The following is a 12,844-nucleotide window of genomic DNA, read 5'->3' on the forward strand; positions in this document are numbered from 1 at the left end:
ACCGGCCACGGAGGCGGTTATGCTTGCCAGCCATGCCTGAAACCACTGTCGCCAACACCCTCCGACGTCCACGTGCCGTGCGCAAGAGCCCGATCCGGCAGGCGCGCCCTCCGGAGCCGGACGGCGGTGAATCGCGTATCGACACCCGCTATCTGGAAACACTGCTGGGCTACAACGCCCGCCGCGCGGCGCTGGCCATTATCGAAGTCTTCCTGGAGCAGATGTCCGTATATGGCCTCCGGCCGGTAGATTTTTCGGTGCTGTCTCTGGTGCGTCACAACCCGGGAATCACCTCCCGCCAGCTGTGCCAGGCGCTGGGGCTGTTGCCGCCCAATCTGGTGGGACTGATCCAGTCACTGGAGCGCCGAGGCCTGATCGAGCGTCATCCCCACCCCCACGACGGGCGGGCCATGGGCCTGCACCTGACCGCATCCGGCGACAAGATGATGCAGGCGGCGGAGATCACGGCGACCGAGCTGGAGATCAGTGCCGCCGCTCGCCTGAGCATGGCAGAGCGCAAAACCTTGATCCGCCTTCTGCAAAAGGTCTATCTCTGAGCGCATGCCGCCCAGCGATCAGGCGTTCGTTGGCAATCAGGGTTAACCCCCGCCCTGCAACCAAAGCTACTAAACTTGTAGCGACCGATGAACTGCGCTATAGTTCTCGCCAACATCGCCGCCGCTGGCACCCCATCGCCTGAACCCCTTGAGGAGTCCACCCGAATGAGTTCCAAAGAAAACGCCAACGTCAACCAACTGCTGGCCCTGCTGGAGGCTCGCTACGCCCTGCGAGTGCTCTGGGCACTGCGTGATGGTCATCCGCAGACCTTCCGCCTGCTCCAGGACAGCGTCGGGGGCATCACGCCCAACACGCTCAATACCCGCCTGAAAGACCTGCGGGCTGCGGGGCTGATCGTCCACGGCGGCGACGGCTATGGCCTCACGCCCTCGGGGCTGGACCTGCTCAAGCGCCTGTCCGACGTCCAGGCTTTTGCGACCAAGTGGGTCAACGCGCAGGCCCGCAAGAAGGTCTGAGGCTGCCGCCACGGCTCCCACAGCAGCTGCGGCTGCTTTTTTTTCGCCTGAGGGTGCCAGCGGGCGGGCTGGTATGATCTCGCCCGCAAATTTGCCGCCTTTTTGTGCCATACCCAGCGTAAAAAGGTGCTTTCAAGCTATATTTTCAATAGTGATTCGGAGACCGGAATGATCACAACCCCCAGCGGCCTGCAAATGGAAGACACCCTTGTCGGAGGCGGCGATGAAGCTCGCCGTGGCCAGCAGGTGACTGTGCACTACACAGGCTGGCTGTGGGTCAATGGTCAGCAGGGCGCCAAATTCGACTCCAGCCATGACCGACGCGACCCGTTCGAGTTCACGCTTGGCGCCGGCATGGTCATTCGCGGCTGGGACGAAGGCGTCGCCGGCATGAAAATCGGCGGCCAGCGCACACTGATCATCCCCGCCAACCTCGGCTACGGTGCCCGTGGTGCCGGTGGAGTGATTCCGCCCAACGCCACGCTGAAGTTCGACGTCGAATTGATCGCCATCAAGGGCTGATCGGCTCGACTGCGGCCCCGGCCGATCGGGGCTGCCTTCCGGCGGGCCGCACTTTCTGCGGCTATGCCCCCTTGAAAACCGGAAAATTGTCGCCACCTCAGGCCCAAGTTCAGGTCTTCTTCCCGCATGTCCATGTCCGATACACCATCCCCAAGCGCAAATCCCCCTGTCGACGGCGACGCGTTCGCCCAATCACCCGACGCCGAGAGCCGGCCGGGGGATCCGTTGGCCGAGGTTCAGGCCGAGTTGGCCGAGCTGAAAGCCAAAAGTGCCGAGCTGGCCGACCAGTACCTGCGCGCCCAGGCGGATGTGCAGAACGCCCGCCGCCGCGCCGAGGACGAAATCGCCAAGGCACGCAAGTTCGCGGTCGAGAGCTTTGCCGAAAGCCTGCTGCCGGTGACGGACAGCCTGGAAGCCGGCCTGGCCATCAGCAACGCCACCCCGGAGCAGATCCGCGAGGGCGCGGAAGCCACGCTGCGCCAGCTCAAGAGCGCGCTGGAGCGCAACAAGGTCATCGAGATCAACCCCGCCGCCGGCGCGAAGTTCGATCCGCACCAGCACCAGGCCATCAGCATGGTGCCGGCCGAGCAGGACGCCAACACCGTGGTCACGGTGCTGCAAAAGGGCTACCTGATCGCCGAACGCGTGCTGCGCCCGGCCCTGGTGACCGTGGCCGCCCCGAAATGAGATGACTTGAAAAACCGCAAGTTATCCACACGTTATTGACATTCCAACTTTTTCAGATCTCGGAGAACACACATGGGACGAATCATCGGCATTGACCTGGGCACCACCAACAGCTGCGTGTCCATCATGGAAGGCAACACCACCAAGGTGATCGAAAACTCGGAAGGCGCCCGCACCACGCCCTCCATCGTCGCCTACCAGGAAGACGGCGAAGTGCTGGTCGGCGCCAGCGCCAAGCGCCAGGCCGTCACCAACCCCAAGAACACGCTGTACGCGATCAAGCGCCTGATCGGCCGCAAGTTCACCGAGAAGGAAGTGCAGAAGGACATCGACCTGATGCCCTACTCCATCGTGGCCGCCGACAACGGCGACGCCTGGGTGGAAGTGCGCGGCAAGAAGATCTCGGCCCAGCAGGTCAGCGCCGACATCCTGCGCAAGATGAAGAAGACCGCCGAGGACTACCTGGGCGAGCCGGTCACCGAAGCCGTGATCACCGTGCCGGCCTACTTCAACGACGCCCAGCGCCAGGCCACCAAGGACGCCGGCCGCATCGCCGGCCTGGAAGTCAAGCGCATCATCAACGAGCCCACCGCGGCGGCCCTGGCCTTCGGCCTGGACAAGCAGGAAAAGGGCGACCGCAAGATCGCCGTCTACGACCTCGGCGGCGGCACGTTTGACGTGTCCATCATCGAGATCGCCGACGTCGATGGCGAAAAGCAGTTCGAGGTGCTGTCCACCAACGGCGACACCTTCCTGGGCGGCGAAGATTTCGACCAGCGCATCATCGACTACATCATCAGCGAGTTCAAGAAGGATCAGGGCGTGGACCTGTCCAAGGACGTGCTCGCGCTGCAACGCCTGAAAGAAGCCGCGGAAAAGGCCAAGATCGAGCTGTCCAGCTCGGGCGCCACCGACGTCAACCTGCCCTACATCACGGCCGATGCGTCGGGCCCGAAGCACCTGAACATCAAGCTCACCCGCGCCAAGCTCGAAGCCCTGGTGGAAGAGCTGATCGAACGCACCATCGCGCCGTGCCGCACCGCCATCAAGGACGCCGGCGTGTCGGTGGGCGACATCCATGACGTGATCCTGGTCGGCGGCATGACCCGCATGCCCAAGGTGCAGGAGAAGGTCAAGGAGTTCTTCGGCAAGGAGCCGCGCAAGGACGTCAACCCCGACGAGGCCGTGGCCGTCGGCGCCGCCATCCAGGGCCAGGTGCTCTCGGGCGACCGCAAGGACGTGCTGCTGCTTGACGTGACGCCGCTGTCGCTGGGCATCGAGACGCTGGGTGGCGTGATGACCAAGATGATCACGAAGAACACCACCATCCCGACCAAGTTCGCGCAGACCTTCTCCACCGCCGATGACAACCAGCCGGCCGTGACCATCAAGGTCTACCAGGGCGAGCGCGAGATGGCCGCCGGCAACAAGCTGCTGGGCGAGTTCAACCTCGAAGGCATTCCGCCGGCCCCGCGCGGCCTGCCGCAGATCGAGGTGAGCTTCGACATCGACGCCAACGGCATCCTGCACGTGGGCGCCAAGGACAAGGGCACCGGCAAGGAAAACAAGATCACCATCAAGGCGAACTCCGGCCTGTCCGAGGCCGAGATCCAGCAGATGGTGAAGGACGCCGAGCTCAACGCCGCCGAAGACCACAAGAAGCTCGAACTGGTCCAGGCCCGCAACCAGGCCGACGCCACGGTGCACAGCGTCAGAAAGAGCCTGACCGAATACGGCGACAAGCTGGAGTCGGGCGAAAAGGACAAGATCGAGGCGGCGATCAAGGAGCTGGAAGAAGCCCTCAAGGGTGACGACAAGGCCGCCATTGAGAGCAAGGGCCAGGCCCTGATGACCGCCAGTCAGAAGCTGGGAGAGAAGATGTACGCCGACATGCAGGCACAGCAGGCGGCAGCCGGCGCTGGCGCGGCGGGCGGTGGCGGCCAGCAGGCTGGTAGCGGCAGCGCGGCACCCGACGACAACGTCGTCGATGCCGAGGTCAAGGAAGTCAAGAAGGGTTGATTGCTGCGGCGCAAAGCGCCGCCAATCCTGCGCCGCGCGTGAATGATTCCACCCCGGAATCGACCGCGCGGCGTTTTCGCTGAAATGGTTTGAGAAACACGATGGCCAAGAGAGACTTTTACGAAGTGCTGGGGGTTCCCAAGAACGCCTCGGACGAAGAGATCAAGAAGGCGTATCGCAAGCTGGCGATGAAGTACCACCCGGACCGCAACCAGGGTGATGCCGCCAAGGAGGCCGAGGTCAAGTTCAAGGAGGCCAAGGAAGCCTACGAGATGCTGTCGGACCCGCAGAAGAAGGCTGCCTACGACCAGTACGGGCATGCCGGGGTCGATCCCAACATGCGCGGTGGCCCCGGTGGACCGGGCGGCGAAGGCTACGGCGGCTTCGCCGAGGCGTTCGGTGACATCTTCGGTGACATCTTCGGTCAGGGTGGCAGCCGCGGCAGCGGTCGGGGCGGCCGACAGGTCTACCGTGGCGCCGATCTGTCCTATGCCATGGAGGTATCACTCGAAGAAGCGGCGCTGGGCAAGGACGCCCAGATCCGCATCCCCAGCTGGGACGACTGCGACACCTGCCATGGCACCGGTGCCAAGCCAGGCACCCAGGCCAAGACCTGCCCCACCTGTCAAGGCGCCGGGGTGGTGCAGATGCGCCAGGGATTCTTCAGTGTTCAGCAGACCTGTCCGCAGTGCCACGGCAAGGGAAAGATCATTCCCGATCCGTGCACCACCTGCCACGGCCAGGGCAAGATCAAGAAACAGAAAACGCTGGAAGTGAAAATTCCCGCCGGTATCGACGATGGCATGCGCATCCGCAGTGCCGGCAACGGCGAGCCCGGCACCAACGGCGGCCCGCCGGGCGACCTGTACATCGAGATCCGCCTGAGAAAGCACGACATCTTCGAACGCGACGGGGACGACCTGCACTGCCAGGTGCCGATCAGTTTTGCCACCGCGGCGCTGGGAGGCGAAATCGAGGTGCCCACCCTCGCGGGCAAAGCGGCCATCGACATCCCCGAGGGCACCCAGGCGGGCAAGCAGTTCCGGCTGCGTGGCAAAGGCATCAAAGGGGTCCGCTCCAGCTACCCGGGTGACCTGTACTGCCATGTCCTCGTCGAAACACCGGTCAAACTGACCGAACACCAGCGCAAGCTGCTCAAGGAATTCGACGAATCGCTTCGAAAGGGCGGTGCCAAGCACTCTCCGGGCGGCGAGAGCTGGACGGATCGCCTCAAGGGCCTGTTCGGCTGAGCGATCCAGGCAGGCCCGGCAGTATCATGGGCCCATGACTGTTTCGATTACGTTCCTGGGCGGAGCCGGCACTGTCACCGGCTCGAAATATCTTGTTCGCCATGGTGACCAGACAGTACTGGTCGACTGCGGGTTGTTTCAGGGCTACAAGCAACTGCGCTTGCGCAACTGGAGTCCGCTGCCTGTGGTGCCAGCCCAGATCAACGCGGTCCTCCTGACCCACGCCCACCTCGACCACAGCGGCTACCTGCCCTTGCTGGCGCGAGAGGGTTACCGCGGCCGGGTCTTCGCAACGGCCGGTACCCGCGACCTCTGCGGCATCCTGTTGCCCGACAGCGGCCACTTGCAGGAGGAAGATGCCGCATTTGCCAACCGGCATGGGTTTTCGAAACATGCGCCGGCACTTCCCCTGTACACGCGCCAGGATGCGCTGTCCTGCCTGAGGCTGATCAAACCGGTGCCGATGGATCGCCCTTTCCAGCCCTTGCGGGGCTGGCAGGCCCGTTTCTCTTCCGCCGGTCACATTCTGGGCGCGGCCAGCCTGACGCTGGAGGTTGCCGGTCGCCGCATCCTGTTCTCCGGCGACCTGGGCCGGCCGGACGATGCGCTCATGAATCCGCCGGCCCCGCCCCCGCCGGCCGACACCGTGCTGATCGAGTCCACCTATGGCGACCGCCTGCACCCGCCGACCGACCTGGTCACCGAACTGGCGCCCGCGTTGCAGCGGGTGGCCGCCCGCGGGGGCGTGGCAATCCTGCCGGTGTTTGCGGTCGGCCGGGCGCAAGCGGTGCTGCATGCGATCGCACAGATGAAAAGCCGCAAACTCATTCCCCGGTCCCTGCCGGTCTTTCTCGACAGCCCCATGGCCATACACACCACCGAGCTGTTCGGCCACCATATGGATGCGCATCGGCTCAATGCGACCGAGGTCCGCGCGATGGGAAAGGTCGCCACGATGCTGGAAACCACCGAGCAGTCCAAGGCCCTGGCACGACGACATGGGCCCAAAGTGATTCTGGCCGCCAGCGGCATGGCAACCGGCGGGCGGGTATTGCACCACCTGGCGCTGTACGCGCCCGACCACCGCAACATGATCGTTCTTACCGGTTACCAGGCCCCCGGCACCCGCGGTGCCCGACTCGCCGCGGGCGAATCCAGCCTGCGCATTCACGGCCAGGAAGTGCCGGTACGCGCCGAAGTGGTCCAACTGCAAGCCGCGTCGGCACACGCCGATGCGAACCAGATTCTCGACTGGCTGCGCCTGATGCCGGGGCGACCCGACCAGACCTACGTCATTCATGGCGACATGGCGGCGTCGGACACATTGCGCCAGCGCATCGAACATGAACTGTCCTGGCGCGCCCTGGTTCCTGAACATGGCTCAACCTGGCCCTGTTGACGCGCCAGTTTCGCCCCCCGCCCCGGTTGGGCACACTCCCGGCCTGAGATGGGAGATTTTTTGTCGGGTGATCGACAACCACGGCGATATCGGGGTGTGCTGGCGTCTTTGTGCCGATCTGGCCGAGCGCGGTCACCGTGTCCGGCTGTGGGTGGACGACCCGTCGGCTTTGGCCTGGATGGCCCCGGGTGCGCTGCAGGGCCTGTTGCCGGGCATCGAGGTTCGTCACTGGATGCGGCCCGACCGGGAAAAGGAAAATGCCCCTGCCGAACCGCCAGACGTGCTGGTGGAGGCTTTCGGATGCGACATCGAGGAAGAACGCCTTGCCCAGCTTTTTCCCAACCTGCCTGCCCGGGACGGCACGGAGTACGCCCCCCCCGTCTGGATCAACCTGGAATACCTGTCCGCAGAAGCCTGGGTAGAACGCTGCCACGGCCTGCCATCGCCGGTACAACGCGGGCTTGCAAAAGGCCAGGTGAAAACGTTCTTTTTCCCGGGCTTTCGCGCCCAAACCGGTGGCCTGCTGCGTGAGCGTGACCTGCTGGCTCGTCAGACCCGGTTCGATGGGCTTCAGTGGCTGAGCAAGCTCGGCCTGTGCGGGGAACAACAACTGCGCCTGTCCCTGTTCTGCTATGAGCCGGTGGCGCTGCCTGCCTGGTTGAACCGTCTGCACCGGTGGCCGTGCCCGGTCCACCTGCTGGTGGCCGCCGGGCGCCCGACAGCCGCCGTAAAAGCCCTGGAGCCGATCGATTCGAAGGAAAACAACACGCACCCAGCGCAAAAAGGTCACTCTCCGCTATCAATTTCGTACTTGCCGAATCTCACACAACGGGACTTTGACCACCTGCTGTGGAGTTGCCACCTGAACTTTGTCCGCGGTGAAGACTCGCTGGTACGCGCCCTATGGGCGGGCCAGCCGCTGGTCTGGAACATTTATCCGCAGGACGACAACGCCCATCACGCCAAACTGGAAGCATTTCTTGACTGGCTTGAGGCCCCCGATTCGCTTCGGGACTTTCACCGGATATGGAACGGTCTCCAGCCCGGCGAGCTGCCGGTCCCGGAATGGGGTGCGTGGCGGGCCTGTGTCGGGCGGGCGCGCGAACGATTGCTGTCCCAGGACGACCTGACCACCCAATTGCTCCGAACTGTCGCGGAAAAACGCTAAAATAGACGGTTTTGCAAACTTCGCCAGCCTAAAACTGGTCGGTTTCGCCCAGCTGGTGCGCCTTGACTGTCCGCAGCATCGGCAACCCAACCTCAGGAAAAGCTCCATGAAAATCGCCCAGGAAATCCGCGTCGGCAACGTCATCATGCATGGCAAGGATCCAATGATCGTTCTGCGCACCGAATACGCCCGCGGCGGCCGGGGCGCTGCCACCGTGCGCATGAAACTCAAAGCCCTGCTCAACAACATGGGCACCGAAGTGGTCTTCAAGGCCGACGACAAGATGGACCAGATCATTCTGGACCACAAAGAGTGCACCTACTCGTACTTCGCCGACCCGATGTACGTGTTCATGGATGCCGACTACAACCAGTACGAAGTTGAAGCCGAAAACATGGGCGACGCCCTGAACTACCTGGAAGACGGCATGGCCGTGGAAGTGGTGTTCTATGACGGCAAGGCCATCTCCGTGGAACTTCCCACCAGCGTCGAGCGCGTGATCACCTGGACCGAACCCGCCGTCAAGGGTGACACGTCCGGCAAGGTGCTCAAGCCCGCCAAGATCGCCACCGGCTTCGAAGTGGCTGTGCCGCTGTTCGTGGCCCAGGACGACAAGATCGAAATCGACACCCGCACTGGCGAATATCGCCGCCGCGTCTGAGCGCCGAAGTACGTCTGGCAGATTCAGGGCTCCTTCGGGAGCCTTTTTCATGCGCCACAGAACAATCCGGACCTGCCGTGCGAAACTTGTCCCATGAAAGCCACCCAAGACATTTCCGAGCGGCGCATCGCCGATGCCTGGGCCGACCTGCAGGCACACTCCAGCAACGGCAACCCGATCGCGGCCGACGCCTACCGGCTGGCCTTCGCCGACCCTGAATTCCTGCTGCGCCGTGAAACACGGGGCATTCGTTTCCAGCTGGAGATGCTCAAGCCAGACCTGGCGCAGTCCGAGCTGGGGATTGAAAACACCATTGTCGTCTTCGGCAGCGCTCGGGTGCGGGACCCGGACGAAGCACGGGAACACCTCCGCGTTGCTCAAGCCAGCGGCGATGCGGACGCGATCGCCCGGGCACATACGCTGCTCAGAAACGCCCACTACTACCAGCATGCTCGCGAGTTCGGGCGCCTCGTGGCTCGCTACAGCGCCCGTTGTCCCCGCGAAGATCAACTTTTCATTTGCACCGGGGGTGGCCCCGGCATCATGGAAGCCGCCAACCGGGGGGCGCACGACGAAGGGGCGCTGAACGTGGGCCTGAACATTGCGCTGCCGCACGAACAATCGGGCAACCGCTTCATTTCACCCGCCCTGAGCTTCAAGTTCCATTACTTTGCGCTGCGCAAGATGCACTTCATGATGCGCGCCAAAGCCCTGGTGGCATTCCCCGGCGGCTTCGGCACGCTGGATGAACTGTTCGAAGTCATCACCCTGGTTCAGTGCAAAAAGGCCAAGCCGGTTCCTATCGTGCTGTTTGGTACCGGCTACTGGAAACGGCTGATCCACTTTGACGTGCTGGTCGAGGAAGGCATGATCTCGCCGGAAGACGTGAAGCTTTTCGTTTTCGTCGACGACCCCCAGGCGGCCTGGGATCACATAGTCTCCTTCTACGACCTGCCCGCCTGAGCGCTGTCCGGGTACCTCTCCCGTCCTCAGAGACCCGGCGGCAGATCGGTCGGCTCAGAGGCTCGCGAAGGCAGGCGCAGATGCAGTGCCGCTTGCGCCAGCAGGTTCGCCGAAACCGGTGCTGTCACAAACACGAACAAGGTAATGAGCAGTTCGGCCACGGCAAGCCGCTCCTGCGACCAGCCCAGCAGCAAAGACGCCAGCAAAACCCCGCCCACGCCCAGCGTGGAAGATTTGGTGGGCGCATGCAGCCGCATGTAAAAGTCCGGCAGTCGCACCATGCCGATGGCACCCACCAGCAGAAAGAACGCGCCGATCAGAATCAATGCGGCAGCGAGCCATTCGACGACGGGATTCAGTGTGTCCATGGTCTCACTCCACCACGTCGCCACGGCTGAGGTAGCGGGCCAGCGCTACCGTGCCGACAAAGCCCAAGAGCGCGACGATCAGCGCGGCCTCGAACAACAGCGTTGTCTGCCAGCGCAGACCCAACATCACGACCAGCGCCACCAGGCTGAGGTACAGCGTGTCCAGCGCCAGCACACGATCGACAACCGTGGGGCCGAGCAACAGGCGCCAGCCACACAGCAGCAAGGTCAGGGTCACCGCGCCGATTCCGATGGTCAGTGCCAGGTCCAGAACGTTCATGTCAGCCCTCCCCGTCCAGGCGGAACACCGCCAGCAGTGGCGCTTCGTAGCGGGCCTTCATCTCGCCCACCATGCCGTCCGTGTCGTCGCAGTTGAGCGCGTGCACCCAGATGCAGCGGGCCTGTTCATCCACCACGGCAGAAACCGTGCCCGGCGTCATGGTGATGATGCTGGCGAACAGTGCGTTGACCCGGGGGTGATCGCTGGCCGTGGGCACCCGCAGCCAGGCGGGTTGGGGTCGGCTCATGGGGCCGAGCACCAGCTTGGCGACGGTGATGTTGGACATGACGATGTCCCAGGTCACCACCAGCATCAGCCGTGATGCAGCGCCCCAGTGGACTGCGTTCCCCTCGGGCAGAAGGCCACGCAGCAGGCGCGGCACGATCAGGCCCAGCAACGCGGCGGAGATGAGGTGCACCGGCTCCAGGCTTCGCGACAGCGCCAGCCAGCTGGCGGCCAGCAGCAGGGACAGCACGGGGTGGTCGAACCAGCCGCTACGGCGTTCCGTGGCTTCGGATGTCATGGTTGTTTCTCCTGCGCAGGCGCGGCGCGACGTCCGTCGTAGTCCCGCGTCGTCGGTCGGCCAGGCGCATCGCTGCCAAGTACGGCGCGCACATAGTCGGCCCGGGTCGAAAGCTGTACGGCGGAGGCATCGGTGTAACGCTTGACCGGCGATGCCATCACCGCCAGCACCAGGGTCAGGGCCATGAAACCCCAGACGGGTGCCAGCAGGCGCGGGCTGGAACCGCCCGCGCCGGCGTGGGTCGCCGGCTGAACATGCCAGAAGACGATCACGCCGGCGCGCGCCAGACCGACAATGGTCAGAAAACCGACCGCCAGCACGACACTCCAGACCCAGGCTTGGGCCGGCAGACCTGAACTGGATTGCAGCACCATCAGCTTGCCAAGAAAGCCGGGCAACGGCGGCAATCCGGCAGCCGAGGCAGCGCCGAACAGCATCATCACCCCCAGCAGCACCGGTTCACGGACCGCGTGAGCCGGTTGCAGACTGTCCGCGGCCTCGCCCCGCTGCGCGGCGATCAGTTCCACCAGCAGGAACAAGGCAGCGATCACGATGGTGCTGTGCAGGGTGTAGTACAGGGCTGCAGACAGCGCCTGCGGCGTGAACAGGCCGACACCCGCAAGAATGGTACCGACGGAAGAGACTGTCAGATAAGACACCAGACGCCCCATCGAATGAGCCGCCAGCGCCCCCAGCACACCCAGCACGCTGGTGGTCAGGGCCAGCGGCAGCAGCCAATCCGCCACGGCCAGCGCAGCGCCGCCCGCCTCGGTACCAAACAGCTGCCAATGCACGCGTACGATGCTGTAGACACCCACCTTGGTCATGATGGCAAACAGCGCCGCGACGGGCGCACTGGCCGCGGCGTAGGTACCGGGTAGCCAGAAGTACAGTGGCAGCATGGCCGCCTTGAGCCCAAAAACCACCAGCAGCACCAGTGCTGCGGTCCGGGCAAAAACCAGTTGGTCACCCTGCAGCTGCGCCAGACGCTGCGCCACGTCGGCCATGTTCAGCGTGCCCGTCGCCGCGTAGACCAGCGACAGGCCGATCAGGAACAGCCCCGAAGCCACGAGGTTGAGCACCACGTAATGCACACCCACGCGGAAACGCTCCCGCCCCTGACCGTGCACCAGCAGGACATACGAGGCGATCAGCAACACCTCGAAGAACACGAAAAGGTTGAACAGGTCACCGGTCAGGAAGGCCCCGGCCAGGCCCATGAGCTGGAACTGGAACACCGCATGGAAGTAGCGGCCATGACAGTCCCAGCCACCAGCCGCGTACCAGAGCACCGGCAGGGCCACCAGGCAGGTCAGCAGGACCATGAGCGCCGAAAGGCGGTCCACCACCATCACGATGCCGAACGGCGCCGGCCATTCACCGAGGCGGTAGACCAGCAGCTCCCCCGTGGCCGCATGCTGCACCAGGCCTGCGGCCATCAGCAGGCCAAGCATGGCCGACGCCAGGCTGATGCGCCGGCGCCAGCGCAGCGGCGCATCGTCGTGGGCCCCACCCTGCCCGGCCATGCCGCCCTGGTCGCCGATCAGCAGCAGAACCACCGCCGTCAGCATCGGCAGCACCACCGACAGCACCGGGGCGTGTTGCAGCCAGAAGCTCGTCAAACCCCCGGTCATGCGCGTGGCCCCCCCGGCTCGTGACCGTCCACATGGTCGCTGCCGCTCTCATGGCGACTGCGCAGCGCAAGCTCCACCACGAAACCGGTGGTGGCGAAACCGATCACGATGGCGGTGAGCACCAAGGCCTGTGGCAGCGGGTCGGCCACGGGGCCCTCGCCGACCAGAATCGGGGAGGCATTGGTCCACAAGCGGCCCATGAGGAAGATGAACACGTTGACCGCGTAACCAAACAGCGACAGTCCCAACACCACGGGAAAGCTGCGCCCTCGCAGCATCAGATAAATACCGGTGGCGGTGACCATACCCACACCCGTCGCAACAAGAAATTCCATG

The 12,844-nt window shown here is 64.2% G+C and carries 15 protein-coding genes; 10 read left to right on the plus strand and 5 right to left on the minus strand.

Features of this window, described 5'->3' with window-relative positions; genetic code table 11:
• Positions 1 to 32: 32 nt before the first annotated feature.
• The 10 genes from AC2EBU_RS05570 to AC2EBU_RS05615 all read left to right on the plus strand — a co-directional run bounded on the left by AC2EBU_RS05570 (position 33) and on the right by AC2EBU_RS05615 (position 9,703).
• Positions 33 to 557 carry a MarR family winged helix-turn-helix transcriptional regulator gene (locus AC2EBU_RS05570; protein WP_484609368.1) on the plus strand — a complete coding sequence of 175 codons (525 nt, stop codon included), beginning with the start codon at positions 33 to 35 and terminating at the stop codon, positions 555 to 557.
• Between the two features lie 165 nt (positions 558 to 722).
• Positions 723 to 1,034 (plus strand): winged helix-turn-helix transcriptional regulator, encoded by a 312-nt coding sequence (locus AC2EBU_RS05575; protein WP_484609369.1) that lies wholly within the window; start codon positions 723 to 725, stop codon positions 1,032 to 1,034.
• 168 nt (positions 1,035 to 1,202) lie between these two features.
• A complete protein-coding gene (locus AC2EBU_RS05580) occupies positions 1,203 to 1,556 on the plus strand; it encodes an FKBP-type peptidyl-prolyl cis-trans isomerase (RefSeq protein WP_484609370.1) in 354 nt (117 codons plus the stop codon).
• Between the two features lie 126 nt (positions 1,557 to 1,682).
• Positions 1,683 to 2,243, plus strand: a complete 561-nt coding sequence (grpE, locus tag AC2EBU_RS05585; RefSeq protein ID WP_484609371.1) for a nucleotide exchange factor GrpE — start codon at positions 1,683 to 1,685, stop codon at positions 2,241 to 2,243.
• Between the two features lie 72 nt (positions 2,244 to 2,315).
• Positions 2,316 to 4,262 carry a molecular chaperone DnaK gene (gene dnaK / locus AC2EBU_RS05590; RefSeq protein ID WP_484609372.1) on the plus strand — a complete coding sequence of 649 codons (1,947 nt, stop codon included), beginning with the start codon at positions 2,316 to 2,318 and terminating at the stop codon, positions 4,260 to 4,262.
• Between the two features lie 101 nt (positions 4,263 to 4,363).
• Positions 4,364 to 5,512, plus strand: a complete 1,149-nt coding sequence (gene dnaJ, locus AC2EBU_RS05595) for a molecular chaperone DnaJ (RefSeq protein WP_484609373.1) — start codon at positions 4,364 to 4,366, stop codon at positions 5,510 to 5,512.
• Positions 5,513 to 5,546: 34 nt separating this feature from the next.
• The gene (locus tag AC2EBU_RS05600; protein ID WP_484609374.1) at positions 5,547 to 6,911 is read left to right on the plus strand and encodes an MBL fold metallo-hydrolase RNA specificity domain-containing protein; all 1,365 of its coding nucleotides are present in this window, start codon (positions 5,547 to 5,549) and stop codon (positions 6,909 to 6,911) included.
• Between the two features lie 67 nt (positions 6,912 to 6,978).
• Positions 6,979 to 8,079, plus strand: coding sequence for an elongation factor P maturation arginine rhamnosyltransferase EarP (earP, locus tag AC2EBU_RS05605; protein WP_484609375.1), 1,101 nt, complete (start codon positions 6,979 to 6,981; stop codon positions 8,077 to 8,079).
• A gap of 106 nt (positions 8,080 to 8,185) precedes the next feature.
• Positions 8,186 to 8,740: an elongation factor P gene (gene efp / locus AC2EBU_RS05610; protein WP_484609376.1), complete on the plus strand. Its 555-nt coding sequence runs from the start codon at positions 8,186 to 8,188 to the stop codon at positions 8,738 to 8,740.
• 93 nt (positions 8,741 to 8,833) lie between these two features.
• The gene (locus tag AC2EBU_RS05615; protein WP_484609377.1) at positions 8,834 to 9,703 is read left to right on the plus strand and encodes an LOG family protein; all 870 of its coding nucleotides are present in this window, start codon (positions 8,834 to 8,836) and stop codon (positions 9,701 to 9,703) included.
• 26 nt (positions 9,704 to 9,729) lie between these two features.
• Here the strand turns inward: AC2EBU_RS05615 and AC2EBU_RS05620 are convergent, their stop codons facing one another.
• Genes AC2EBU_RS05620 through AC2EBU_RS05640 form a run of 5 tightly spaced genes read right to left on the minus strand, consistent with a single transcriptional unit; the run spans position 9,730 to position 12,843 of the window.
• Positions 9,730 to 10,071: a Na+/H+ antiporter subunit G gene (locus AC2EBU_RS05620; protein WP_484609378.1), complete on the minus strand. Its 342-nt coding sequence runs from the start codon at positions 10,069 to 10,071 to the stop codon at positions 9,730 to 9,732.
• Positions 10,072 to 10,075: 4 nt separating this feature from the next.
• Positions 10,076 to 10,351: a K+/H+ antiporter subunit F gene (locus AC2EBU_RS05625; protein ID WP_484609379.1), complete on the minus strand. Its 276-nt coding sequence runs from the start codon at positions 10,349 to 10,351 to the stop codon at positions 10,076 to 10,078.
• Between the two features lies 1 nt (position 10,352).
• The gene (locus AC2EBU_RS05630) at positions 10,353 to 10,874 is read right to left on the minus strand and encodes a Na+/H+ antiporter subunit E (RefSeq protein WP_484609380.1); all 522 of its coding nucleotides are present in this window, start codon (positions 10,872 to 10,874) and stop codon (positions 10,353 to 10,355) included.
• Positions 10,871 to 12,508, minus strand: coding sequence for a monovalent cation/H+ antiporter subunit D (locus AC2EBU_RS05635; protein WP_484609381.1), 1,638 nt, complete (start codon positions 12,506 to 12,508; stop codon positions 10,871 to 10,873). Before AC2EBU_RS05635 ends, AC2EBU_RS05630 begins: the two co-directional genes overlap by 4 nt.
• Positions 12,505 to 12,843, minus strand: coding sequence for a Na+/H+ antiporter subunit C (locus AC2EBU_RS05640; protein WP_484610126.1), 339 nt, complete (start codon positions 12,841 to 12,843; stop codon positions 12,505 to 12,507). Before AC2EBU_RS05640 ends, AC2EBU_RS05635 begins: the two co-directional genes overlap by 4 nt.
• Between the last annotated feature and the right edge of the window lies 1 nt (position 12,844).

The organism is Curvibacter sp. T50, from assembly GCF_057219955.1.